We start from the raw sequence: 24792 nt of genomic DNA on the forward strand, positions 1-24792 counted from the left end.
CCATGCAGGTCGGCGTCTTCGTGCCCATCAACAACAATGGCTGGCTGATCAGCGAGAACGCCCCGCAGTACATGCCGTCGTTCGACCTCAACAAGGCGATCGCGCAAAAGGCCGAGGAACACGGGCTCGATTTCCTGCTGTCGATGATCAAGCTGCGCGGGTTCGGCGGCAAGACCGCGTTCTGGGAATATGGCCTGGAAAGCTTCACGCTGATGGCCGGGCTCGCCGCGGTCACGACACGGATCAAGATCTACGCGACCTGCCCGACGCTCGTCATCCCGCCCGCCTTCGCAGCGCGGATGTGCAACACGATCGATTCGATCAGCCACGGGCGCTTCGGACTGAACCTCATCACCGGCTGGCAAAAGCCCGAATACAGCCAGATGGGACTGTGGCCGGGTGAGGAGCATTTCCGCGACCGCTACAAGATGCTCGACGAATATGCCCATATCCTGCGCGACCTGTGGGAGACGGGGCGCTCGGATCTGAAGGGCGAATATTACCAGATGGACGACTGCCTGGTCCGCCCTCGGCCGACCGGCGACATGAAGATCATCTGCGCGGGCAGTTCGGACGAAGGGCTCGCCTTCTCCGCCAAATGGGCGGATTATGCCTTTTGTCTCGGCAAAGGCGTCAATACGCCGACCGCCTTCGCCTTCAACAACGAACGCCTCGCCGCCGCCACCGCGAAGACGGGTCGTGACGTGTCGGTCTTCGTGCTGGTCATGATTATCGCTGCCGAAACCGACGATGAAGCGATGGCTAGGTGGCGGCACTATAATGCTGGCGTCGACCATGACGCGATCGCCTGGCTGAAGGACCAGGGCGCCGCCGACAAGGTCAACGCCACCACCAACGTTCGCCAGCTCGCCGCGCCCGAGGGCGCGGTGAACATCAACATGGGAACGCTGGTCGGCAGCTACGCCAGCGTCGCGCGGATGCTCGACGAGATGGCCGAGGTGCCGAACACCGGCGGCGTCCTACTGACGTTCGACGATTTCCTCGAAGGCGTCGAGGCATTCGGGACCCGTATCCAACCGCTTATGACCAGCCGCCGGGGCAGTAACGGTATGGACGCATCATGATAGCAACGGCCATGCGCTCCAACCAAATGCACGTGCAAGAATAAAGAGACACCCGCCCATCCCCTCGTTTATAATTACGGAATGATGTTTCGGGCTACGGCCTTGCTTTGCTCGTAGCGAAATCTTCCGCGAGTTTGTGCCGAAAATCGGATGAGCAAGTGCTATCAAGACCTTAGCCCGTTCGGCGATAGATTTTCCGCGCAGGTCGTCATAGCCGTGTTCGGTAACGACAAAGTGTACGTCATTCCGCGGCGTCGTGACCGGACCGGTCAGACGTGAGACTATGCGTGAGACCTGGCCGCCCGCAGCCGTCGAATGGCAGGCGATGATCGATTTTCCTCCAACAGAGGCGGAGGCTCCCCGAACAAAATCGAGCTGATTGAGCAGCCCCCACAGGGTGGTCCAAGTTGTTAGTTAGTGCATTGTCGTCTTGAGCCTCACCCCGTTTCTGGTCCGGTCTTTATGAGAAAACCGGCTCTCTTTTCGTCAGGGCAGGCATGCCTGCCCTGACGAAAAAGCGCGCTCCATCGGGGTCTGGTTGCCGAGGGAGCTATGCGGACGGTGCTCGTTGTAATCGCATCGCCACGCCTCACATTTTACCCGTGCGTCGTCCAAGCTCAAGAACCAGTATGCGTTGAGGCATTCGGCCCGCACCCGGCCATTGAACGCCTCCGCGAACGCATTGTCGGTCGGTTTTCCAGGCCTGCTGAAGTCTAGCACCACATCATGCTGGTAGGCCCACAGGTCGAGATTCTTCGAGATGAATTCCGGGCCATTATCCAGACGAATGCGCTTGGGACGACCGTGTACCGCGGCAATACGGTCGAGCGTCTCGACCACGTCAGAGCCGCGGTAGCTCGTCCGTACGTCGAGCGCTGGCGACACACGGGTAAAGTTGTCGATGATCGACAGCACGCGGATCTTGCGCCCGTCGAACAGCTGGTCCGACAAGAAATCCATCGACCAGCACTCGTTGGGGGCCGTCGCCGGCGTCCGGTCATCGCGCAGCTTTGCTTTCACCTTGCGCTTGGGTGTCTTGTTGCGCAGCTGCAGCCCGAGTTCGCGATACAGCCGATGGGTGCGCTTGTGGTTGATCTCCCAGCCCTCCCGTCGGAGCAGCACGTGGATGCGTCGGTACCCTTAGCGAACACGGGTCGCAGCCAATTCCTTGATCCGCATCTTGAGGCCGGCCTGATCGAGGCGGCGGGACTGATAGCGCTGGGTCGATCGATTGATCGGAAACGCGCCGCAAGCTCGCCGTTCGCTAACCTGGTAGCTCGCCTGCAAATAGCCGACGATCTCCCGGGCCCGACCAGGCCCTACATTTTTCGGCGGATGACATCCTGCAGCATCTCCTTGTCCAGGCTGAGGTTCGCCACCAGCCGCTTCAACCGGACGTTCTCCTCTTCCAGCACCTTCAGACGCTTCATCTCCGACGGCATCAGCCCACCGTATTTGCTGCGCCATCGATAATAAGTCTGGATGGAAATGCCGGCCTTCCGGCACACCTCCTCAACGGTCGTTCCATCCTCAGCCTGCTTGAGAATGAAGGCTATCTGCTGCTCGCTGAACCTCGACTTCTTCATCGGCGGATTCCCTCGTCTGGCATCTGCAAACCTAACCGGGAATTTCTCAAAAAGAATGGACCAATCCGAAGGGCTCAGGTCACGTCTCCGCCGCCATTGCCGGGCGTAGGTGGAGCGAAGCGGAACCGGAGGCCGGCAATGGCGGCGTCGCCGCTTCTGGTGCGGGTGGGCGGTAGCCCAGGCTGCTGTGCGGTCGGACGGTGTTGTAGTGACGGCGCCATGCCTCGATCAGCACCTTGGCCAAGATCTATGGACTGGCGGGCCTGTCGATCGGATACGCCGTTACGCAGGCACCGCTGGCAAGAGCGCTGCGTGCGGCAGGGATCGGCGCGCCGCATGCATTCGCCAGGCCCAGCCTCGCCGCGGCGGGCGCCGCACTGGACGATCAGGCGCATGTCGCCACGATACGGACAAAGACGGCGGCGGAACGGCGGCGGGTCCACGCCGCGCTCGACGCGCTGTCGCTCCGCCACACCGATGCCCGCGCCAATTTCGTGTTCTTCCAAACGCCTAACGCAGACCGCATCCGCACCGCGGCGGCCGCGACCGGGATTGAGATCGCCCGCCAGTTCCCGCCGTTGGACGACTGGGTGCGCGTGACTGTCGGGCTGCCGGCGGAGAATGACAGGTTCCTCGCGGTGTTGCGCGGCGTTGTCGGGTGAGCGACGCAGTGGGTCTGCCGCCGATCATTGATGGCCCGCGCGTTGGCATCGGATCAGTCCTGTTTGGCTAGGACCGATCGACATTCAGCCCTGACGGCCTGCAAACGGCGGTTTCGCGTGCTTCCGGTGCTCACGTACCGAAAGTACGCTGCGCTCCGGGTCACGCAAAACCACCGTTTTCGGCACGTCATCTTCTGAATGTCGATCGGTCCTAGCTGATCAGGCGAGCGGTAAGATGAACCAATGGCAGCAATTTGAAGTCCGACATTGCGCATTGAGTGACCTGATGTGGGTCTTGCTGTCGCTTTAAGTCCCTTCAGAAAACTGCGGTCGCGTTGAGTGACACATATTTAGTCCAGCGGCCCGGCCGTGCGTTGGGGGCCATGCGCAAAAACTCGCCCTTCGCGAAGAGGACGGCGTCGAGCTCGAGGCGCAACGCCTTAGACAGTTGATGCCGCACCCGCCCATCGAACTGGGACCCCGCAAACGAGCCTGATCGGCCGGTCGCGTCGCGCACGCCGGTAAAGGAGAACGCGTCTTGGCGAGCCGCCAGCCAGAACGGACGGAGCGAGGCCATCAGGTCGGTCCGCTCGTCGGGCGTGGCCTCGAACCGAACACCCGGGCTGACGAGATTGCTGCGGATAATGGCGTTGTAGAGTCCGGCAGGGGCAAGGTCGGCCCGGCGCATCCCAAACAGCGTATCGAAGCGTCCGTAGTCGCCGCTTGGCCGATCACCGCTAGCATGGTCGTATTCGAGGGCGATGCGGGGCTTCCAGCCGGCCTGGAATGTGTAGCCGATGTCACCATGCACGAACCACGCAGAGACGTCCTGGCGCGAGGCATTGGCGGCCAGGCTGGTGGAAACTCTCCCACGCTGGAGGATCCCTTCGACTTCGTAGTCGACGCCGCCTGCAATAGGGTCGGCAATGACGCGGAGGGCGCCCGTGTTGAGGGATCGATCGCGGGTCGGTCTGCCCGGCCGATCGCGCTCGCCGAGATGGAAGAACGAGGTTTCGACGGTCGCACGGCCGATCGTGTTCGAGCGGCTTAGCAGTCCGCCCCACAGGACAAGGTCGAAGCCCTCTCGGTCCGGTGCGACGCGTTTCCGCCTTAGCGAGGGCAGATCGTCGGGCCTGCGCTGCTGCGGCAACACGTAGATGGCGGTCGACTTCCATCCGCCAGGCCAGGCAAGATCGGCGCGGACCCCGGTGTAGCCGTTGGTGGTGTTCCGATAGTCGTCTGCCGCGACCAGCCGGCGCGAGCCGAGGTTGAGCAGCAATCGCCCCGCCTGGATCGTGGCGGCGGTGCTGCGCCCGAAGGCGGAGGTCGGCTTCCATTCGATATAGACTTGGACGAGTTCGAGGGTGTTAACCTCACCGGTCGACAGCGGCGTGCCGGCATTGTCACCGTAGACGCGACTATCCCACAGTTCGCCCACGACCTTGACAGGGCCGTCCTCATATTGCGCCGCCAACGTGGTGCGGAGGTTGAGCAGCGTGTCGCTCGCGTTGAAGCCGGCCCGCGCCTGACCATCGATGGTTTCGACGCGGAGGCGGGTGGTGCCGCTCACGCTGACCTGCGCCATGGCCGGCCCGCATGGCAGCGCTGCCGCCGACGCGGCGAGGATCGCGATGGTCCGCATCAGCCGATCAAGCCGAAGAAATACAGCGCCAGTCCAGCGACAGAGCTTGCCGCCAGAGTCGTGATGATCCCGGCGCGCAGCCAGAACACCGCGGCGACGGCTGCCGCCGCGAGCAGCGTCGCCCAGGGATCGAGGCTGGAAAGCACGGGCGCGTCGAAGTGGATCGGACCCGCCGCTACCATCGTCGTTTCGCGGAACAGCGTGTGCAGCGCGAACCACACCGCAAGGTTGAGAACGACGCCGACTACCGCCGCAGTGATGGCGGATAGCGCCCCGGCGACAGCGGCATTGCCGCGCAGCCGTTCGATGAAGGGCGCGCCGAGGAAGATCCATAGGAAGCACGGCACGAAAGTCACCCAAGTCGCGAGTAGCCCGCCGAGCGTGCCGGCCACCAGTGGCGACAGCCCGCCGGAATCGCGATAGGCGCCGAGGAAGCCGACGAATTGCAGGACCATGATGAGCGGCCCCGGTGTCGTCTCCGCCATGCCGAGGCCGTCCAGCATCTCCTTCGGCCCCAGCCAGCCGTAATTCTCAACCGCCTGCTGCGCGACATAGGCGAGGACGGCATAGGCGCCCCCGAACGTCACCATCGCCATCGTCGAGAAGAAGGTCGCGATACGACTGAAGACGTCATCGGGACCTAGCGCGATCAGCAACGCCGCGACCGGTACGAGCCAGAGGGCCAACCAGACCAGCGCCGTGCGGATCGTCTCAGCCGCGGTGGGTCGCGCATGGGCGGGCAGCTCCTCGCCCAGCAGCGTGTCGGCATCGGCCACGACCGCGCCCTTGGATGCGCCGTGTCCCCCGCCCCGGAAGGCCGTGCTGCCCTGCCGGGCGGACCACCATCCGATGAGACCGGCACCCAGCACGATCAGCGGAAAAGGCGCCCCGACAAAGAAGATCAGGACGAACGCCAGCGCGGCAAGCGCCCTTGCCGGCGTCGACTTGAGCGCCCGTCCGCCGATCCGCACCACTGCCTGAAGCACGACGGCCAGCACCGCGCACTTGAGGCCGAAGAACAGCGCCGAGACGACCCCGACCCGACCGTAGAGGACATAGACCCAGCTCAGCGCCATGATCGCGACGGCGCCGGGAATGACGAACAGCACGCCGGCGACGATGCCGCCCTTCGTGCGGTGCATCAGCCAGCCGATGTAGGTGGCAAGCTGCTGCGCCTCTGGCCCGGGCAGCAACATGCAATAGTTGAGGGCGTGCAGGAACCGCTGTTCACCGATCCAGCGTTTCTCGTCGACGAGGATGCGGTGCATGACCGCGATCTGCCCGGCCGGACCGCCGAACGAGAGCATCGCGACACGCAGCCAGACCCAGAAGGCCTGGCCGAGCGTAACCGGCTCGGGGCGCGCCGAGATTGCTGCTTCTGCCGTCACCGTAGTCATGCCGACGCCTTGCCGCGCGACGGCTGATGCGAGGACCAGTTGTGCTTTTCGCCCTGCGCGTCGCGGCACCAGCGATAGAGCGCGTCATACACCACCATGCCTGCCTCTAGCTGGACGTGGTCATCACTATGGATGCGGGACAGGCCGAGCGAGATGGCGAGCAGTCCGGCGGCTTCCGGCACTTGGTCAAGTCGGTCGGTATCGGCCCCGCGGACGATCGCCGCCAAGCGCATCAGCGGCTCATGCTTCTCAAGTCCGAATGCTTCGACCATCACATCGAAGGTGCAACGCTCGCCGCGATGGCTCCAGAATACGCCTTCTTCCGCGACGTCGAACGGCTCGGCCTGCTGCTGCGTAGCGACGGTCAACACCTCGCCGGGAGCCACGAACAGGAAGCGAGCCTCGGGATCGACGAAGCGCCGGATCAGCCAGGGACAGGCTATGCGATCGACCTTGGGCCTCGCCCGCGTGACCCACCATGTGCGTCCGTCCACGTGACGGGGTGGCAGATGGGCGAGCGATACGGTCGGCAATGCCCCTGCCGCCCATGCGGCGAACCCGCCTTCCAGTACTTCGGCCGCCACACCCTCGCTGCGCAGTATGGCCGCTGCGGCGACTGCCGAACCATTGCCGTCGGCGTCGACCGTTACGACGGCAGAGCCGGCGGCATAGCCCCATCCCGTCGGATCGGGATGGGCTGGAAAGGTCGACCCCGGAATGCATTCCGCAACTCCGTCGCGCAGATCGACGACGCGAGGCGCGCTGGCGGATGCGATAAGGCGGGCAAGTTTGTCGGGTATAATGGCGTTTGGAGCAGGCATGACGCGTCCCTTGCGTGTTCGTGCTGGACGCGATGCTTTAGCTGACGCCTCGTGGGGAGATCGCGATCCCCATGCGCCTAGTCAGCCATGCTCGAAAGAAATTGTCAACTGACTGCGCCAGCCTTCCGATCCTCGCGACCGACGAGGTCCGAAAGCCATCTCATTCCCGGCTCACCGTCGTTTTTGACACAGCTCGTTTGCCGCCATGCGCGGTTGCTATCGAGAGTGTTCCCTTCGCATTTGGCATGAACGAATGGCTGAAGTTGGGACGCGCGCGACGGGGCGTGAGCGTCCGCAACTGGGTCTCCGTGCGCAGAAGTGGTGGTTAGCGGCGCCGATGAGGGGCGCACCGCCGCCAAGCGAGACATGGGCGTCAAAGTCGGTGCGCACCGGCGCGTGCCGAAATAGGGGGACTGGTGGAAACGGCCGCATCCCCGCGTTTGCCAGGTGGCCTCGCCGACCCACACGCCATGCGGGGCTCCGCCGTCTGTCGTCGTGATGACGATAAACGGATAGGCGCGATGGGTTGGCAGGCGTTCGCGCGAAACCGCCCCCATCGGGGGGCGGTTCTCGATCGGGGGTTTGCCTAGGCTGCGATCGTCCGCATGGGAGTCGCGCACATGTTCCGTTTCCTTTCGCTAAGCCTCCTCTGGCTTGCATGGGTCATCCCGCCAGCCGCCGCCCAGACCATCGTTCGTCCGTTGCCGCCGGTATCCGCCACGACGATCCAGCGCGCGCCGGTGGTGGCGCCGTCGGCGTTACGGCCGCTGCCAAACCGGATCGCCGTGGCCGGCCCGATGGAGTTGACGATCATCGATCCCGGCTATGCCATCATGCAGGAGGACGGGACGCGCGAATTGAGTTTTGCGGCCTGCGTCGCGGACAAGGCCGGCAATCCCGGCACGATCCAGGCGATGCACTATAATCTCAAGACGCCCGGTTCGGCGGTGATGGGCGGGACGCAATCGGGCGAGATGGGGCCGTATTTCGAGCGGAAGCCGCCCCAGATCCCCGGCGCCTTCACCATGCCGCAGCAGCAGCCCAAGCTGATCGGACAGTGTCGCCGCGCGACCGTCAAAATCCCCAAATGCGAGCTGCCGCCGGGCGACTACGAACTGATCGTCATGGCCGAGGTGGAGGGGGTCGACGGCGTCATCGTGACCAAGGGGCAGGCGACGCTGGCGCCCAATCCGAGCAAGGTCGGGTTCAATCAGCCGGACGGCTTCACCATCGGCGCGCCCGGCAAGGTCAGCGGCTGGGTGAGCGGCAGCTGCGGCGTGCAGCCGACCAAGGTGCAACTCTATTCCGACGACGGCGCCGAGATGGTGACGGCCGACGTCACCAATTCGACGTTCCAGGCGCCGTTCACTTTCATCCGCCCCGGCGCCGCGACCTTGCGCGCCACCGCCAGCGACGATTCCGACAAGGCCGCCTCGTCGACCGGGTCCGTCGGCGTCACCGTCGCCACGGCGCCCTTTGCGGTCCAGTTCGCTGGCCTGCCCGAAACCATGCCGCTCGGCAGCAGCACCGTCATCACCGCGCAGATCGTCAACCAGGCGACCAAGCTGCCCGCCGCCGACCTTGCGGTGAAGCTGCGGCTCGGCGCCGATTCGATGTGCCAGACCGTCGCCAGCAGCACCGGCAGCATCGTGTGCAGCCTATCGGTGACGAAGAATGCGGCGCTGACGGGGCTTACCCGCGAGCTGGGCATCGATATCGCGGGGGCGAGCGCCATCACCAGCACCGGCCGCGACAAGACGATGATTGCCGGCATCGACGGCCTGATGTCGATGACCGTCTCCGCCGCGACGGTGGCGGACAAGCTCGCCTCGGCGCAGCCCTATGGCGTGCTGCTGCGCAGCTACAATCCCAACTGGTCCGGCACCGGCGCGCATCTCGACAATGCGTCGATCATGTACACCGACAGCGAGGGGTCGCAGGGCAAGGCGTTCAACATCCCCTCGATCAAGCCGACCGACGATATCGTCTTCTACCTCGACAACATCCTGCTGCGGATGAAGCCGCTGGTGCTGGCCGCGCCGGCGCGGGTCACCGGCGGGTTCTTCGTCACCGGCGCGAACGGCCAGAGCCCGCGGATCAAGGGCTTCTGCTTCGTCTGCTGGCCGATCTACGACGACGCGATGCCCGACATCAACGATATCGGCATCGCCAACGGCGCCTTCGCGGTCGATCTCGCCGTCGTCGACGGCCATGTGACGGCGAGGCTGTCCAGCATCGATGCGACGCTGAACTTCTCCTGCGGCGGGGTCGCGGCGACCTTCTGTCCCTACCTCCGCGCCTGGGTGAACGACGAGGTGCGCCAACGCCTCAAGACGCTGCCGCCGCTGAAATCATCGATCCAGCAGATCGGTGCCAGGCTGGATGCGGCGATCCAGCAGGCGCTGCCAGCGGGGAAGATCAAGACGCTGACCAGCCTCTCGTTCGGCGCGGACGGGTCGATGACGATCACCGGGACGCCGCTGGCGAACTGAACGGGTTGGGGGTGACCGCTCCCGCCGCCATGCTTCCATCCCAACAGGATCACAGCCATGACGAGGACATTCCATCTGCTTGCCGCGATCCTGACGATCGGCCTCGCGAGCGCAGGCACAGGTGCCGCAACGCAGGCCCAGAGCGTGGCACCGCGCGCGGCGAAGGGGTTTGCGCCAAAGCCCGTCTCCTCCAACCCGAAGACGCTGCCGACCATTATGGTGGACATCGTCGTCACCTATCCGGCGGTGCCGGGGGCGGCGTCGCTCGTCCTGACAAGTCCGCTCGGCAGTTTCGCCTGCACGCCCCCGCAACCCTATCTGGTGCCGCAATATACCTGCCGGCTGCCAGTGCCGCAGGGCGCGCAGACGACGCTCTCGGCGCAATGGACGCCGTCGCAGGTCGGCAACGACATCGGTGCCGTCGCCGCCAGCGAGCCGGTGATGATCGCCGGCGCGCAATGGCGGGGCGATTGTACCGGTACGGCGGGCACCACCTGCTCGCTCGCGATGACGCAGCCACGTACGGTACGGATCAACCCGGGGGCGTCGCCCGTCGGATCGTGACCGGAGCCGACGTTCCGGCAGACGGGCATCGGGGGACATTTACCAGGTGCTCCGAGGACGGAGGGCTATGATGGTAAGGGTGAAGCTTGCCGAGTTTGCCTCGGCGCCACGCAGAAGCCCGGCATCGCGTTGCGGGACGGCCCACGGGCCTGGGGGATCGCGCGGCCGGATATATCGGGATTGTAACATTCGTGGCATCATGGCGGTACTGCGCCTCGGCCTTTTGATGGCAGCTGTCGGCGGCGCGATTTCTGGATATGGCGCCGCGGCGCCCTCGGCGGCCCGTCCGCTCCCGCGCGTCGTGTTGCGGAGCGACGGCATCGCCTCTGGTGACGCCCACCGATCACAGGGGCTGCGGTTCGGCACTGCCAAGTCGGCGGCCGTCGCTGCAGCAAGCGTCCTGCTCGGCACGCCGTTGGGCAGCCAGGTTTCGCCGGATTGCGGCATCGGTCACCCGATGACGCTCGTGACCTACAAGGGCGGGTTCACGCTACAGTTCCTGAAGGAGAAACTGGTCGGATGGTCGCTCGATCGGCCCGCCGACCCGCGCTTCAGGACGGCTGCCGGCATCACCATCGGCTCCACGCTCGCGGCCGTTCGCAAAGGCTATCCCAATATCGACGTCGATGATGGTTCACTGGGGCCGATGTTCACGCGCTTGGGCGACCCGTCCGGTTTTCTCGACGGCCTGAGCCCCAATTCCCATGTCACCGGCCTATATGCCGGACGAACGTGCATGGTTTGGTGACCGGTATCGGCCCAACCGACGCCATTAGTACGGGCCGGTACCGGAATTTTCGTTGACGACTCACGCCGGCTGCATGGTCGGTGGGTTTAGCCGCGAGAACAGTTCGAACCGATCGCTGACGTCGAGCCGCAGGTAGACGCGTTTCACGTAGCTGCGCCACGTCGCGATCGAAACGCCGAGAGCGGCGGCGCCCTGGCTGGCGTCGGCGCCGATCCCCAGCTGAAAGGCGACCTGGCGTTCGCGCGGCGACAGATCCAGCGTGCCGATCGTCCGCATCAGCCCCACCCGATGCGGCAGATGCTTCGAAATGACGATGACGTGGTGCGATGCCGCGCTCTGCTCGGCATGCTGTGCGAACAACTGCGCGCGATAGGCGCCCCAACGCGACGTCCGGTTCAGGATGATGGCCGATCCGGGGCGTGCCGTGTGGCGATGGCAGAGCTCGGCGATGACGGAGGGGAGGCGCTCGCCGCTATGTAAGGCGGCGATGTCCTTTCCAAGCAACGGACGGCCATCCATTTCGGCGACGAGCAGCAGCGCGTGCGCGTCGGCTCCGACGAGCCGCCCGTCCGCCGTGGCGGTCAGGACGCCGGTGCGTTCAGGGCTCGCGTCGAACCGTTCGCCGACGCGCGCATCGTTACGCAGGGCGCGTCGCAACGACGGGGCCGCGGCCCGAAACACGCGGCGGTCCCGTTCCACGAGCGGCGCTGCCCGATGCACCGCCAGGACGGCCAGCAGACGATCGTTCGCCGTCAGATGGACCCGCACCCCGTCGCCGTTGTCGGACAGGGACGGCACCGGATCGGACACGTCGGCATGATAGGCATCGACGACATTGCCGTGCTGGTTCAGCCAGAAGAATCCGGTTTTCGCGCCGGGGACCACGCTGTTTAGCGTGCGCAGCATCTCAGGAATCGCGATATGCGGTTCGAGATCGAGCGTCGCGAGATGCTCCACGTGCCGCAGCGCCCCGGATGCCCGCAGGACCGTCCCCTTCGTCATTTCCGCCCCCTTCGCCATGACTTGCCTGTGCGGGCGGCGACCCCGTAGGATCGTGGTGCCTGCACAAGGATAGACGGAAGGCCGGGGGGAAAATGGCCAGCGACGGCGAAAAAGTCTGGATGCCGGGCACGGATGTGCTGATCGTCGAGCTTTACCCCCATTTGCGCGGGATGGCGCGGCGCGAGCATGTCCGGTCGGGATCGCCGATGACGCTGCAGACGACGGCACTGATCCACGAAACCTATCTGAAGCTGCAGCGCCGCAGCAACTGGCAGAGCCGCGCCCATTTCCTCGGTTGCGCGGCGACCGCGATGCGCCACGTCCTGATCGACGGCGCCCGTGCGCGGCTCAGCGCCAAGCGGCAGGCGCCCGAACCCGATGGAGACGAGGGCGCCAAAGGCGACGTCGCGCTGCTGACCCTCAACGACGTGCTGCAGGAACTCGCGCAGCTGGAGCCCGACCTCGCGCGACTGGTCGAATGCCGCTTCTTCGCGGGCTATGACGAGGCGGAGACGGCGGAGATACTGGGCGTGTCGGGCCGCACGGTGCGCCGTAACTGGACGCGGGCGCGGGCGTGGATCCATGCGCGGATGATGGACGACGGACTCGACGCGGGGATCGTCTCCGTCTAGCTTTTCGCGTGACGGAGGGGGGCCACCGACATGACGACAGCCGCAAGCGACGACGTAACGCTGTGGGAGCGCATCGCGCGCGAGTTCGACCGGATCCAGCCCATGCCACAGGGCGCGCGCGCCGCGGCGCTAGCCAAGTGCGACCCCATCGTCCGCACCCGCGTCGAGGCGATGCTGGCGAGCTTGGAGCAGACCGGCATCCTCGACCAGGCGGACCAGACCCAGGCGAGTGCCCCTGTCCCCGCATCGCTGGCGCCCGGAGCGCAGGTCGGCCCGTTCACGATCGAGGCATTCATCGGCCGCGGCGGCATGGGCGAGGTGTATCGCGCGATCCGCACGGATGCCGCGTTCCAGCAGCGCGTAGCGCTGAAGCTGCTGCGCATCGACGCGGTGACCGACGCGGCGCTGTTCGCGCGCGAACGCCGGTTGCTGTCGAAGCTGGAACATCCGGCGATCGCCCGGCTGATCGACGGCGGCATCACGGCCGAGGGGCGGTCGTGGATGGCGATGGCCTATGTCGAGGGCCAGTCGCTCGATCGCTGGTGCAAGGAGCGCGGCGCGTCGCTGGACGAGCGCCTGCGGCTGTTCGGCGAGGTGTGCGATGCGGTCGGCTTCGCGCACGCGAACCTGATTGTCCACCGCGACCTGAAGCCCGCCAACATCCTGGTCGACGGGCGCGGGCGGGCACAACTGCTCGACTTCGGCATCGCCAAGCTGATCGACGACGCCGGCGACGAACAGACGCTGGTGACCAGCATGATGATGACCCCGCATTATGCGGCGCCCGAGCAGCTGGAGGACGGGCCGATCACGGTGGCGACCGACGTCCATGCGCTGGGCGTCATCCTGTACGAACTGCTCAGCGGTTCGCCGCCGTGGCGCGCGGGCGGATCGCTGCCGGCGGTGGTGCAGCGGATCGTCGCGGACGATCCCGAACCGCCGAGCCGCGCGGCGGCCGCACATGCCCGGCCGCCGGTGGCCCCGGCCGCGCTGCGCGGCGACCTGGACGCGATCGTCCTCAAGGCGCTGCGCAAGGAGCCGCACGCGCGCTATGCCTCGGTCGCCGCGCTGGCCGACGACATCCGGCGGTCGCGCGACCTGCGGCCGGTGGCGGCACGCGCGGGATCGCGCCGCTATCGCATGCAGCGCTATGTCCGGCGCAACCGCTGGGCGATCGCCGCGGTGTCCGCGGTGCTGGTCGCGATCGCCGCGGGCACGATCGGCGTGGCGATCCAGGCGCATCGCGCGGCGGTGCAGCGCGATGCGGCGCTGGCAGAAGCGCGCCGGTCGGATTCGATCGTCCAGACGCTGACGCTGATGCTCGGCCAAAGCGGCAATGCGGGCGAATTGACGCTGAAGCAGGCGCTCGACGCCTCCGCCGCGCGGCTATTGCGCACGCTCGACCGCAGCGCGCGCTCCGGCCGCACCGTCAACGTGCTCAGCGACCTGTACGTGAACACGCAGGATGCGAAGGGCAGCTACGACCTGACGAAGGCGGCGCTGGCGCGCGGGATCGGTGGTGACGATCCCGTCGTCACGGCGGAGATGCAGGCGAACCTGGCCGATGCCGCAATGGCGACGGGGGCGAAGGACGATGTGCCCGGGATTCTCGACCGGGCGGAGGCGGTGCTGGCCGCCGACCGGGAACGCAATGCGGTGCCGCTCCAGCAGATCGTCGCCACCCGCGCCGGACTGGCGCGTCGCCAGCGCGACTATGACCGCGCGATCGGCCTGCTGATGGACAATATGGCCGCCGCAGAACGCGCCTTCGCCGGCAATGAGAGTGCGCTGCTGACCCGCTACAACAACCTGCTCGTCTATCTGATCGAGGCGAACCGGCTGGCGCAGGCGGGGCCGATCTTCGCACGCGCCGAGCGGGTCATGGCCCTGCCGGGGCAGCGCGACACGATCCAGTCGCTCGGCATCGAGCTGATCCATGGCGGCTGGCAGTTGCGCGGCGGCGATCCCGCGACCGCGGAGCGGACCTTCGCGACGGTCGCCGCGCGGCGGCGCGCGCTGTACGGCGCGACCCCCGGCCTCGCCAACGACCTGACATGGCTGGGGCGTGCGCGACTCGCGCAGCGCAATTTCACCGGCGCGATGCAGGCGCTGACCGAGGCGCGACCACTGGCGGTGAAATATCTGGGGGCGACCTCGCTGCCGACGATGAACATCGACATGGCCATCGCGCAGACGCTGGCGGAATTGCACCGGACGGACGACGCGCGGCGGGCACTGGCCGGGGTGCGGCAGGCGGTCGCGGCGATGCCGTCCCCCAATCCGGTCGTGCCGCAGCTGGCGCTGGTCGATGCGGTGATCGCGATCAACGATCATCAGCGTGCCGCGGCGCTGGCGGCCGCCGGTCAGGCCAGGGCGGTGCTGACGGCGATGGGACCGGCGGGCGCGTACGGCCTGATGCAGCTGAGGCAGATCGACCAGCGCATCGCCGCCATGCGCTGACGATCGGTCACGACACCATGCAGGTCTCGCCGGCATAGAGCGCGGTGACGCGACCGGTCGGCCGATCGGCATCGAGGAAGCCGCCGAGCGATTCGTCGGTGACGAACATCAGGCCGAGCGGCCCGTCGTCGACGGTCATGCCGGGATAGGCGCGCCGCACCGCGGTACGCGGCGAGCCGATGGCGACGTCGCGGTCGGTGCGCAGGGTAGAAGGCCTGTCGATCGTCCAGCCGGTGAATCGCCCCTTCATGAAGCTGACGGTCAGCGCGCCGCGATAGCGCGCCTCGCCCATCGGCTGTCCCTGTCCGCAGTCGGGGATGATGCGCTGTCGCAACGGCTTGCCGAAGGCTTCAGCGAGCTGTCGCAGGGCCATGGTTCGGGGCGTGCCGAATGGCATCAGCCTCCCCGCCGGGCCCAGCCGGATGCCGGCTTCCGACAAGGTGGGCACCAGTCCCGGCAGGCGTGCGGCGCCCGGCGTCGCTATCGCCGTCATCACCGCCAGCCCGATCACGCCCCAACGGATCATCGTCATGCCCCCCTGTTGGCCGCGGCCGCGACACGCCCGCGCACGGACTGGTCGAGGTCGATCACGCCGTCCGCCACGGTCAGCACCGCCGCCAGGTCGTCATGGAGTCGCGCCAGCGCGGCGCGGCTGTCGGCGCGGCGGTTGTAGGCGGGCGGTTCGAACAGGTCGCGGCCCTGTTGCTTGGCGAGCGCGATGGTCAGGTCGTTGCCCTGTGCCAGCGCCACCGGCCGTTGAAAGCCGGTGCGATCGCCCAGCGTGATGAACCGGGTCATGAACGCCGGGGTGAGGAGCGCACGTGCCGAAATCTGGTCGGTCGCATAGACCTGATAGAGGCGTTCGAACACGGGGTCCTCCAGCCGTACCCGCCCCGCGCCGCGCGCGCCCATCAGATCGCGTAGCGCGGTGAGCACGCCGATGTCTGCCACCACCGCGGTCATGCCCGACAGCATGCGGGGCAAAGCGATGCGGACGAACAGGCCGTCGAAGACGATAATGGTCGACTTGCCGCGCGTATCGGCCAGCTCCAGCTCGACGATGCTGATCGGGACGCCGTGATAGGTGCCGACGATCTCGTCATCCGCGGTCAGCCGGTCGAAATAGGGGAACATGCGCTGTTCGCGGATCATCGCGGCGTCGGGCGCCACCGCCGCCCGGTAGCTGAGGTCGCCCAATTGGGCGGCGAGCGGGGTCAGCACGTCGTTCTTGTACCGCCGGCGATAGGCGCTCGCGAGCGACCCCGACGCCCACGTCCATGCCGCGGTCGCGCCGACGACGAGATAGACGGCGAGGAACAGGGGATCGTCGGGGCGGCGCCCGAACTGCGACCATAGCCACGGCAGCGCGCCGGCGGCGAGGCCGATCGGCATGCGCGTGCGCATCCGCTGCTCGATCTCCAGCATCATCGCCGCGCGCGAAGCCTCGAGCCGGGCGAGGATCGGCGCCATGGCCGGGGGCACGGGCAGGTCGGCAGCGTCATCCTCGGCGACCGCCTGATGCTTGTGGCTGACGACGCCGCGGATGATCCAGTCGGCACCGAACCATAGCCCCGCCGCCGCCACCATTCCGTTGAAAGGGTGGCCCGCGACGAGGCAGCCGACGAGCAGCGCCGCGGACACGCCGCCGACCACGCGCCGCTGGAAGCGCAGCCCGGCGTCGCCGCCGCCGGTGAAGGGCGCGGTGGCAGCCATGGCTACAGGAGCGCGCCGGCATCGACGGGCGCGCGCGCCTCCGCCGTGCTTTCGTAGAAGGGCGGCATCGTGCCGGCGCCGGCCAAAGCGGCGAGCAGAGGCCCCGGAAAGATCTGTGCCGCATTGCGCAGGTCGGTGACCGCGGCATTGTAGCTGCGCCGTGCCGCGGCGATGTTGGTCTCCGTCTCCATCAGCGCGTGTTGCGCTTCCAACATCGGCGCCTGCGACTGGAGAGCAGGGTAGTTTTCCGCCACCGCCATCAGGCGGCGCAGGTCGGCGCCCAGCCGTTCCTCGGTCGCGAACCTGGCGGACAGGCCGGCGGGATCGGATCCGCCGACCGCCGCCGCACCCTGCGCGCGGAGCGCAGTGATCTCGGCGATCAGGTCGTGCTCGTGTGCCATGAAGCGCTTGGCGATCGCGAGCATGTTGGGGATCAGGTCGTGCCGCTGGGTCAGCTGCGCGTCGATCCCGCCCAGCGCCTCGCCGACGCGGTTGCGGCGGGTGACGATGGCGGCATACCAGAGGTAGAGCACCACGCAGAGCGCGATGGCGACGATCCAGAGCCCGGTCATGCGCCCAGCGCCCTGGCCAGCGCGATCACCTGCGCCTTCAGCGTGTCGGCCGGCATCTTGTCCTGACCGGGGACGATCTGCGCCAGGTTGATCTGCAGGTAACGGCCATCACCCAGGAATGCCCAGAGCATGTTCATGTTGGGCGCATAGAGCGCCGCCTTGCCGACCCCGGCCAGCGGTGTGGTCGGGCCGATCGCCGCATTGGCCTGCGCGCGCTGCTTCTCGACCTGATCGGCGAGCGGATCCTTGCTCACCAGATGTCCGGTGCCGACCACCGCGATGCGGCCGTCATCGAACGTGTAGCTGCATTGCGAGAAGGTGTCGTAGTCGCGGTCGTCCTGGACCGCGGCGAGTTCGGCCTTGATGACCGTGCCGCGCAGCAGCGTGGCGACGCGTTCCTTGGGCAACGTCTTGCAGGCGTCACGCTCGTCCCAGCCGTCCGCCGTCGCCGTGGCGTCGCCGCTCCTGCCGTCATTGCCCCCGCATCCTGCCAGCGTCGCCGCGAGCAGCACGGCCATCCATGCGTGTCTCATTCGCCGTCCTCCTTACAACCCGGACGCCGTGCCGAGCTTCTTCCAGTAGATCCGCCCGTCCAGTCCCTGCGCGAAGCACAAGGGGCGTTCGCCCTCGGCGACGCACGACACGCTGGCGCTGGCCATCACGGTGCCGCCCTCGTCGGCCCAGGGCGTCCAGCTGGTGCCGCCGTCGGTGACGGTGCGGTAGATGCGGCCATTGGCACTGCGCGCGATGACCGCATATTTGCCCGATGCGAGCCGAACCGGCGCGGGCGCGGTCTTCGACCAGCCGCCGGGCAGCGGCGGCGCGCCGGCGCCCGGCATCTCGTTCGCAGGATCGCCCAGGCCGAGCAGCCCGCCGCTGCGGACATAGGCGCATCTGTCCGCATCGCATTGTGCCGACGTCACGAAGCTGCCGGTCATCCGGGTCCATCCGGTATCGTCGACACTGCCCGGCGCGCCACCCCAGGGAACCAGCGGATTGGGCTGTTCGACGGCGCCGGTCGTGCTCTGCGTGCGCAGGAACATCGTCTCGTTGCCGAGCACCAGCATGCGCACCCGCCGGGTGAGACCGACCCCCGGCGTGATCGACAGGGCGGCAAGCGCCGGGCGGCCGTCCGCCTTGCTGCCGCCAAGGTCGTAGCTCTCCGCTGCCGTGCCGGACGGATTGGCCGACAGGAAGGCGTAGACCGCATTGCCGTTCGTGCCGAGCCAGGCACATCCGAACATATAGCCGAACCCGGCGACGCGACAGTTCGCTTCCGAGGTCGCGGTGGCGCCGAGCGAGCGCCACGCCGCCGCGTCGATCGGGCCGCCGGGCTGCGCCAGCTCGACCGGTGCGACGTAGAGCCCGTCGTCGGCGCCGCGCACGATGATCTGGCCACCGCCGCCGGGCAGCCGGACGACCGAGGCGCCGCCCTTGGTCGCGCCGTTGGTCAGCGCCGTCCAGCCGGTCATGTCGTTCTGCGGAATCAGCGTCACGCCGAGCCAGGGGACGGGCGCCAGCTTGAGCAGGATCGGCTTGGAGGATCTGTCGGGGAGCGTCGGGACGGCGCGCATCTCGCTGCCGCCGCTCCGCTGGCCGCCCGGCAGCGCGACCGCCCCCGGCAGGCTACCCGCCGGTATCGTGCGCACCGGCTGCGCCGGGCGTTCGGGCGGCAGATGGATCAACTGGTCCTCCTGCGCGTGCGCGGCGGAGGCGAGCAGCGCCCCCGCCGCCAACGCCGCCTTCATCCCCTGCCCGTGCCGCGTCGGCATCGTCGCCTCCCATCCGTGTCCTGCGTCGGGAGTAGCGCGGCCGGCCCGCGGCAAACTGCCACCACCTGGGGGCGATCTCCCGCAATCGTCCGCCCTGTCAGTTTTCGCGATTTCGCCCCCATCCGGGGGCAGTACGGCGCGCGCGTCCGCGGCAGGATCACGACGAAAGATCGCGAACCACAAGGACCATGACGATGCGTATGACGCTGTTGGCGGGAGCAAGCCTGATCGTGGCGAGCCTGGGCGGCATTTCGATGCCCGAGGTCGCCCGTGCGCAGGGCGGGATCCCTCAGGGAAGCTATCTGCAGACGTGCTCCGTCATGAGCATCGATTCGTCGAGCGGCGAACTCACCGCCTCGTGCGAGCCGAAGCACGAATGCTCGTTTCTCGCCGGTTGCGACCTGTACCTCAATACCGTGACGTCGCTGTATTACACCGATTGCGTCGGCGACATCTCCAACAACGACGGCAACCTGTATTGCACTTACGATCAGGCCAAGGTCGCCGCACGCCTGAAGAAGGAGGTGGACGCGAAGGCGGCAGCCGATTCCTCCGCCGCCGCACAGGCCAAGGCGGCGGCCGATCTGAAATACCAGCTGGAGGTCGCCGAACAGGTCGCCGCCGCCACCCCCGGCATGCGCGCCGCGGCGGTGCTGATCCTGGGCCGCGATCTGGGCAGCGACGAGATCCGCAAGCTGGTGATGACGGCGCGCGCACCGGCCAATCCCGAATCGCGCGCCGCGATCTTCACCAAGGAATTCGACTTCGGCGCCGCATCGGCGTTTCTGAAGCGGTATATCGCCCGATCGATCGGCGAACCCTATCGCAACGCGGCGGTCGATGCGGCCTTTCTCCAGGTGTACGGACGCCTGTCCACCCCCGGCGAACAGATCGATTATTACAACCGGATCAGCGCGGGCAAGGCGTGGTACGCCACCATCGTCAACGATCAGATGCCCGGTATCGCGCCGGGATCGCAGGTGCGGGCCGGCATCGCGCAACGGGTCGCGCAGGCGGCGCTGGGCCGTGATCCCTCGCTGGCCGAACTGCAGCAGTGGACGGCCAGCGGCCAGAATTTCGGCACGATGGTCGAGGGCGTGCGCCAGCAGCTGTGGGGCGGCGGCGATGCCGATCCGCTGATCCTCACCGTCCAGCGCGCGCTCAACACGCTGGGGCGTCCTTCCGACGACGCCGGGGTGAAGGCCGCGGTCGCGGCATGGCGGCCGATGAAGGCGACCTATAGCGAGATGATCGGGCCGGTCGGCAAGGCGAAGCTGGGCAACGGCCGTCCCCCGTCGCCGGTTCGGGGCTGAGCCGTGAGCATGCGTTCCGCATCGGCGATCGCGATCCTCGCCGGACTGGCGCTGGCGGGCTGTTCGAAGGAGCAGACGGCCAGCGCCGACGGGCAGGCAAACGCTGCCGCTCCGCCCGCCGTCGCAGCCTCGCCGGCACCGGCGCCGACGCCCGCCGCCACGCCGGCGACGGCGCAGACGGGATTCGATCCGGCGTCCGTCCCGGTATCCGGCGCGGCGCTGGGCGCCTTCCCCTATTTCGGGCTGCTCGACGGCTATGTCGCGCTGAACAGGGACAATACGCCGTCGAGCTGGGACAGCGAGAACCAGCGGGATGCGGCGTTCGACCGCTACGAATTCTTCGACGGTACGAAAATCGTCGCGGTCGAGGGCCGGCTGCGCACGGTGGAGGCGATCGGCAAGGGGGCGTCCTTCCTGCAGGCGGCCCGCAACTATGCGGCGCTGGTCGGCGCGGCGGGCGGCGTCACCGTGTTCGAAGGCGACGGGCAGGCGATGGCGGATCGCAAGCTGACGTTCCGCGATCCGCGCTTCCGCGCGCGCTACAACATGCTCGGCAACGAGAAGATGGGCGTGTACATGCTGCGCACGCCGACCAGCGAGATCTGGGTCGAGGTGTACGATGCCTGGGACCAGAAGCCCGACAATTACTGGCTGACGATCGTCGAGCGCAAGGCGCTGGACGTGACCGCCAGGCTGCTGCCGGCCGAGGCGATGAAGAAGGCGCTCGACGCGACCGGCCATGTCGCGCTGTACGTCAATTTCGATACCGACAAGACCGCCGTCAAGCCGAGCTCGCAGCCTTTGCTGGGCGAAGTCGTCAAGCTGCTCAACGCCGATCCGGCGCTGAAGCTGACGGTCGAGGGGCATACCGACGACGCCGGCACGCCCGCGCATAACCAGACGCTGTCGCAGGGTCGCGCCAATGCCGTGATGGGGGCGCTGATCGCCGCCGGCATCGACCCTGCACGCCTGCAGGCCAGGGGCTTCGGCCAGGGCAAACCGATCGCCGACAACGCCACCGACGACGGCAAGGCGAAGAACCGCCGCGTCGAACTCGTCAAACGCTGAACCACACGCCCGCTGCGGCAGGAGAACCACCATGAACAGACTGGCGCTCACCATCCCGATCCTGCTGCTCGTCGCAGCGACCAACGGCGTGCCCATCCAGGCGGGCAGCTGGTCGGTGCGCACCGACATCACCGATCTGCAGATGCCCGGGGCGCCGCCGATGCTGGCCAAGCTGTTCGCGAAGCGGCCGCAGACGTGGAAGGGCTGCGTGTCGCAGGCGGACGCCGCCAAGGGGCCACCGCTCGGCACCTTCGCGCGGGCGGGCTGCACCGTCACCCAGACGCTGAGCGCCAAGGGGGTGTTCACCTCGCACGCCGTGTGCCCGCAGCCCGATGGCGGCACCGGCACCACCGACGTCAGCGGCACCTATACGCCGACCACCTTCGACGCGGTCGCCAGGAGCGTCCAGACCGGCAAGCACCCGATGACCATGTCGCTGAAGCTGACCGGCCAGCGCACGGGAGGCTGCTGATGCGCCATATCGTCGCCCCGATCGTGCTGGCCGTTCTTGTCGCCGCGCCAGCGGGCGCGCTGGCACAGAAGGCGAAGGTCGACAATTCGAAGACCAGCCGCGCGCTCGCCGCGCTGCCGCGGGTCGCCGGCGAGAAGCCCGTCGTCGCCATCTACGACGTGCGCAGCGCCGTGCCCGAGATCCAGCCGCGGGCGGCGAACGAGATGTTCATGACCGCGCTTATCAAGTCGGGAGCGTTCCGCGTCGCCGAGCGCACGCGGCTGAACGAGGGCGTCGGCCGCGAGCGCAGCCTGATCGCCGCCGGGACGACCGCCATGCTGGCCGGTGCGGGCGGCGTGCCGGCGCCGGTACCATCGCTGCCCTATGCCGCCGCGCGCTACGTGTTCGAGGTCGTCGTCTCCGAAGCGGCGGTCGGCGCCGACAAGCACGACAACAGCTTCTCGCTGGGCGGTGCGCAGCTCGATCACAAGGGCAGCCGCGACGTGATCGGCATCGACATCCGCATCACCGACGTACAGACCGGGCTGGTGATGGACGCCGTCAACACCTCCACCCAGGTGGAGGCGCGCGCCAAACAGGTTTCGGGCCTGAACGCGCTGGCGGGGCGGCTGCTGCAGAAGGCGGGGGCAGGCGGCGTGCCGCTCGGCGCGGATGCGCGGATCTCCACCTCGCACCAGGACGGGATCGACCGGGCGTTGCGGGTGGGCATGGAAGCCGGCGTCGCCGAACTGGTGCGGCGGCTGGCGCCGGCATCCTGATCGATGGGCAGTCTCACCGGGCCGATTGTGACGCTGGCGCTGCTTGGAGCGATACAGGTGCCGCCCTACGACGTGCCGCCGGTCCGCGCCGACGAGACGGTCCCGGGGATGGTCGAGGCGAACGCCCCGGCGACATGGCTTTCCCTCCGGCCGGGCTATGGCCCGGTCGACCGGTTCACCGGCAACCCTGTCGCGGCCTATGCGGTCGCCTTCGTCACCGTGCGATCGGACACGCCGGTCCTTATCCTCATCAGCCATGACGCGCGGTTCGCGGTCAGCGCCCGCGTGCTGGACGCGCCGCCCTGGGCGGATCCGCGCGTGGCCCAGCCGATCCGGCTCGAAGCGCGGCGGCCGTGGGGCGGGGCGGGCGGACGGCTGATCGAGGGCGCGTGGGTGGTCGCCGCGCCGCGTACTCTTCCCCGTGTGGCGAGCCTCCTGATCGAGGCGAACGGCGTCGGCCGGCCGGACGTGCAGGTGGAACTATACGACCCGCGCCTTCCTGCGCCCGCCCGGTCCCTGGCGCGCAACTGGGGCAGCAGCCGTGCCGGCGTGGGACTAGCCAGCCCGCTCGAACGGGAGGAACGGCGCACCGCACAGCTGCTGTGGACATGGCCCGACGATCCGCTGCCGTGATGGCCGTGCTTGGGCGCGGGCAAGGCATATGTGAACGACGTCAAAGCAATGCGTCGTCCGGTCATCGAGGCACAACAGCGGACATGGCTTCGTCACAGCGACGTAATACGCGGGGCGGGTGGGGCGAAATCGATGGTGGATGCGCCGGAAATCGAGCGTGCTGCCGTCTGGCCCGTTTCGCTGTTTAAATCACGCGCGGCTCGACCATGTATCGGTCGCTGCGTTCATGATAGAGCCAGCGCCTTCGATTAGCATCTGTCAGGACACCGAACGACGGAGGGTGAGATGAGGATCGTGCAGCGCGCTGGCCTGGGTTGTGTGATCGCTTTAATCGGCATCGCGCCGTCATCCGCAGCGGAGCGGGCGAAGGCGCTATCGCCCGACGGCCGCCTGACTGCATGGATCAAACCCGTGAAGGGTGCAGCAGGCGCGAGCGGGCAGGCGGCTTCAGTGTTATGGCTGACCGATGCGAAGACCGGAGCCAGCCGGCAACTCTTTCGCGGGCGGTCGTCCGCTGATCCCAAGCAGGACCGGTCGAGCTTGGCGAACCCCGACTTCTCGCTCGATGGCGGATACGTCTATGTCGAGGCCGACGCCTATGCGACCTCGCCGGCGGTTCATCAGGTCAACGTTCGCACCGGCGTCGCGCGGTACGTGACCGACGGCGGGCTGTACGGGGTTCTGCGGGACGGACCGTGGCGTGGCTATCTCGTCGTCCAGCAACATCGCTATCGTAAGAACGGTAATGGATCGTACGATCCCTATATCATCGTGCGCCCGGATGGCCGGCAGATCGCCATCGTGCCGGACACCGACGGCAGCGATCCCGACGCAGGGTTAACGGCGTGGCTTTCGGCCAAACGATGGACGGTTTCGTAAGCGCTGTGGCGATGGTTCGCCGATCGGGCGCAAGTGTGCTGTTCGGGGTAGTCGCGGCCGTGCTGTTTGTTGCGTCGCTGGCGTTGCCGGTCGCCACCGCACAGCAGACACAGGGCCTAACGACCATTACTGGCTTAAACCTTCTGCTCATCGGCCCATTGGGTGCCCTGAACGGGCAATTCGGCTGGTTCGCGACGCCGTGCCTTGCCGTTGCGATCTATGCGACCGTAACGCGGCGGCCGTGCCTCAGTGGCCGCGGCAGGGTCATCGTGATCTTGGCGATGGGGATCGCTCTGATCGATGCGCTGTTCTGGACCGATTATCCCAATGATGGTGGGCCTGGGCCTATCGTATCCTTCGGCACCGGCTATTATCTGTGGATCGCAGCGGTCGTGGTCGGTGCACTTGGTCTGATGACGACGCTGGGTCGCGATCAATCACCGCGCCGTCGCAGATGACGGACGAGCGATTCCGACCTTGGTGATCGCGCAACAGTTCGACCTTCGCAGACCGCGGCGCGC

The 24792-nt window shown here is 67.4% G+C and carries 24 protein-coding genes and 2 pseudogenes; 14 read left to right on the forward strand and 12 right to left on the reverse strand.

Going from position 1 to position 24792, the window contains the following annotated elements:
• The first annotated feature begins 2 nt into the window (after window positions 1–2).
• On the forward strand, window positions 3–1085 hold the full coding sequence (gene rutA / locus M9979_RS07100; protein ID WP_254288642.1) for a pyrimidine utilization protein A: 1083 nt from the start codon (window positions 3–5) through the stop codon (window positions 1083–1085).
• Here rutA and M9979_RS17215 read toward each other — a convergent pair.
• The 3 genes and pseudogenes from M9979_RS17215 to M9979_RS07115 form a co-directional block, all read right to left on the reverse strand.
• Complete coding sequence (locus M9979_RS17215) at window positions 1080–1481, reverse strand: acetyl-CoA hydrolase/transferase C-terminal domain-containing protein (RefSeq protein ID WP_340689057.1); 402 nt, start codon at window positions 1479–1481, stop codon at window positions 1080–1082. The two genes, rutA and M9979_RS17215, sit on opposite strands and share 6 nt — an antisense overlap.
• A 90-nt stretch (window positions 1482–1571) precedes the next feature.
• Window positions 1572–2671 (reverse strand): annotated as a pseudogene (locus M9979_RS07110) (IS3 family transposase).
• 79 nt (window positions 2672–2750) lie between these two features.
• Window positions 2751–2912: pseudogene (locus tag M9979_RS07115) on the reverse strand (integrase core domain-containing protein); the annotation flags it as partial.
• Between the two features lie 4 nt (window positions 2913–2916).
• Between M9979_RS07115 and M9979_RS07120 the strand changes: the two are divergent.
• Window positions 2917–3333, forward strand: coding sequence for an aminotransferase class I/II-fold pyridoxal phosphate-dependent enzyme (locus M9979_RS07120; protein WP_254288778.1), 417 nt, complete (start codon window positions 2917–2919; stop codon window positions 3331–3333).
• 316 nt (window positions 3334–3649) lie between these two features.
• On the opposite strand, the gene M9979_RS07125 is transcribed toward M9979_RS07120, so the two are convergent.
• From M9979_RS07125 to M9979_RS07135, 3 genes are read right to left on the reverse strand one after another with little or no spacing between them, the layout of a single operon-like run.
• Window positions 3650–4975: an alginate export family protein gene (locus M9979_RS07125; RefSeq protein WP_254288643.1), complete on the reverse strand. Its 1326-nt coding sequence runs from the start codon at window positions 4973–4975 to the stop codon at window positions 3650–3652.
• The gene (gene chrA, locus M9979_RS07130; RefSeq protein ID WP_254288779.1) at window positions 4975–6372 is read right to left on the reverse strand and encodes a chromate efflux transporter; all 1398 of its coding nucleotides are present in this window, start codon (window positions 6370–6372) and stop codon (window positions 4975–4977) included. Before chrA ends, M9979_RS07125 begins: the two co-directional genes overlap by 1 nt.
• Entirely contained in the window at window positions 6369–7193 is an 825-nt protein-coding gene (locus M9979_RS07135) for a chromate resistance protein ChrB domain-containing protein (protein ID WP_254288644.1), read from the reverse strand. The genes chrA and M9979_RS07135 overlap by 4 nt, the downstream gene beginning before the upstream one ends.
• A gap of 620 nt (window positions 7194–7813) precedes the next feature.
• Here M9979_RS07135 and M9979_RS07140 point away from each other — a divergent pair.
• The 3 genes from M9979_RS07140 to M9979_RS07150 all read left to right on the forward strand — a co-directional run bounded on the left by M9979_RS07140 (window position 7814) and on the right by M9979_RS07150 (window position 10997).
• Window positions 7814–9685 carry a hypothetical protein gene (locus M9979_RS07140; RefSeq protein WP_254288645.1) on the forward strand — a complete coding sequence of 624 codons (1872 nt, stop codon included), beginning with the start codon at window positions 7814–7816 and terminating at the stop codon, window positions 9683–9685.
• Window positions 9686–9742: 57 nt separating this feature from the next.
• Complete coding sequence (locus tag M9979_RS07145) at window positions 9743–10249, forward strand: hypothetical protein (RefSeq protein WP_254288646.1); 507 nt, start codon at window positions 9743–9745, stop codon at window positions 10247–10249.
• A 199-nt stretch (window positions 10250–10448) separates the two neighbouring features.
• A complete protein-coding gene (locus M9979_RS07150; protein WP_254288647.1) occupies window positions 10449–10997 on the forward strand; it encodes a hypothetical protein in 549 nt (182 codons plus the stop codon).
• A 60-nt stretch (window positions 10998–11057) separates the two neighbouring features.
• Here the strand turns inward: M9979_RS07150 and M9979_RS07155 are convergent, their stop codons facing one another.
• The gene (locus tag M9979_RS07155; RefSeq protein ID WP_254288648.1) at window positions 11058–12017 is read right to left on the reverse strand and encodes a helix-turn-helix transcriptional regulator; all 960 of its coding nucleotides are present in this window, start codon (window positions 12015–12017) and stop codon (window positions 11058–11060) included.
• A 101-nt stretch (window positions 12018–12118) separates the two neighbouring features.
• On the opposite strand from M9979_RS07155, the gene M9979_RS07160 reads away from it, so the two are divergent.
• Both M9979_RS07160 and M9979_RS07165 read left to right on the forward strand, forming a co-directional pair.
• The gene (locus tag M9979_RS07160) at window positions 12119–12631 is read left to right on the forward strand and encodes an ECF-type sigma factor (RefSeq protein WP_254288649.1); all 513 of its coding nucleotides are present in this window, start codon (window positions 12119–12121) and stop codon (window positions 12629–12631) included.
• Between the two features lie 30 nt (window positions 12632–12661).
• Window positions 12662–15091: a serine/threonine-protein kinase gene (locus M9979_RS07165; RefSeq protein WP_254288650.1), complete on the forward strand. Its 2430-nt coding sequence runs from the start codon at window positions 12662–12664 to the stop codon at window positions 15089–15091.
• Between the two features lie 7 nt (window positions 15092–15098).
• On the opposite strand, the gene M9979_RS07170 is transcribed toward M9979_RS07165, so the two are convergent.
• The 5 genes from M9979_RS07170 to M9979_RS07190 are packed head-to-tail and all read right to left on the reverse strand — an operon-like array spanning window position 15099 to window position 19148.
• On the reverse strand, window positions 15099–15623 hold the full coding sequence (locus M9979_RS07170) for a hypothetical protein (RefSeq protein WP_254288651.1): 525 nt from the start codon (window positions 15621–15623) through the stop codon (window positions 15099–15101).
• A complete protein-coding gene (locus M9979_RS07175; protein WP_254288652.1) occupies window positions 15620–16804 on the reverse strand; it encodes a DUF3137 domain-containing protein in 1185 nt (394 codons plus the stop codon). The genes M9979_RS07170 and M9979_RS07175 overlap by 4 nt, the downstream gene beginning before the upstream one ends.
• 2 nt (window positions 16805–16806) lie before the next feature.
• Entirely contained in the window at window positions 16807–17376 is a 570-nt protein-coding gene (locus M9979_RS07180; RefSeq protein ID WP_254288653.1) for a LemA family protein, read from the reverse strand.
• Window positions 17373–17909 (reverse strand): hypothetical protein, encoded by a 537-nt coding sequence (locus tag M9979_RS07185; protein ID WP_254288654.1) that lies wholly within the window; start codon window positions 17907–17909, stop codon window positions 17373–17375. The genes M9979_RS07180 and M9979_RS07185 overlap by 4 nt, the downstream gene beginning before the upstream one ends.
• 12 nt (window positions 17910–17921) lie before the next feature.
• Window positions 17922–19148, reverse strand: a complete 1227-nt coding sequence (locus tag M9979_RS07190; protein ID WP_254288655.1) for a PLL family lectin — start codon at window positions 19146–19148, stop codon at window positions 17922–17924.
• 194 nt (window positions 19149–19342) lie between these two features.
• Here M9979_RS07190 and M9979_RS07195 point away from each other — a divergent pair, with 194 nt between their 5' ends.
• The 7 genes from M9979_RS07195 (at window position 19343) to M9979_RS07225 (ending at window position 24729) form a co-directional block, all read left to right on the forward strand.
• The gene (locus tag M9979_RS07195; RefSeq protein ID WP_254288656.1) at window positions 19343–20461 is read left to right on the forward strand and encodes a hypothetical protein; all 1119 of its coding nucleotides are present in this window, start codon (window positions 19343–19345) and stop codon (window positions 20459–20461) included.
• Window positions 20462–20470: 9 nt separating this feature from the next.
• A complete protein-coding gene (locus M9979_RS07200) occupies window positions 20471–21529 on the forward strand; it encodes an OmpA family protein (protein WP_254288657.1) in 1059 nt (352 codons plus the stop codon).
• Window positions 21530–21560: 31 nt separating this feature from the next.
• Window positions 21561–22001: a DUF3617 domain-containing protein gene (locus M9979_RS07205; RefSeq protein WP_254288658.1), complete on the forward strand. Its 441-nt coding sequence runs from the start codon at window positions 21561–21563 to the stop codon at window positions 21999–22001.
• Window positions 22001–22759, forward strand: a complete 759-nt coding sequence (locus M9979_RS07210) for a CsgG/HfaB family protein (protein WP_254288659.1) — start codon at window positions 22001–22003, stop codon at window positions 22757–22759. Before M9979_RS07205 ends, M9979_RS07210 begins: the two co-directional genes overlap by 1 nt.
• A gap of 3 nt (window positions 22760–22762) precedes the next feature.
• Window positions 22763–23392 carry a hypothetical protein gene (locus tag M9979_RS07215; protein WP_254288660.1) on the forward strand — a complete coding sequence of 210 codons (630 nt, stop codon included), beginning with the start codon at window positions 22763–22765 and terminating at the stop codon, window positions 23390–23392.
• Between the two features lie 285 nt (window positions 23393–23677).
• The gene (locus tag M9979_RS07220; protein WP_254288661.1) at window positions 23678–24271 is read left to right on the forward strand and encodes a TolB-like translocation protein; all 594 of its coding nucleotides are present in this window, start codon (window positions 23678–23680) and stop codon (window positions 24269–24271) included.
• Complete coding sequence (locus M9979_RS07225) at window positions 24256–24729, forward strand: hypothetical protein (protein WP_254288662.1); 474 nt, start codon at window positions 24256–24258, stop codon at window positions 24727–24729. Before M9979_RS07220 ends, M9979_RS07225 begins: the two co-directional genes overlap by 16 nt.
• Window positions 24730–24792: the final 63 nt, after the last annotated feature.

The organism is Sphingomonas liriopis (assembly GCF_024211255.1).
Taxonomy (GTDB): domain Bacteria; phylum Pseudomonadota; class Alphaproteobacteria; order Sphingomonadales; family Sphingomonadaceae; genus Sphingomonas; species Sphingomonas liriopis.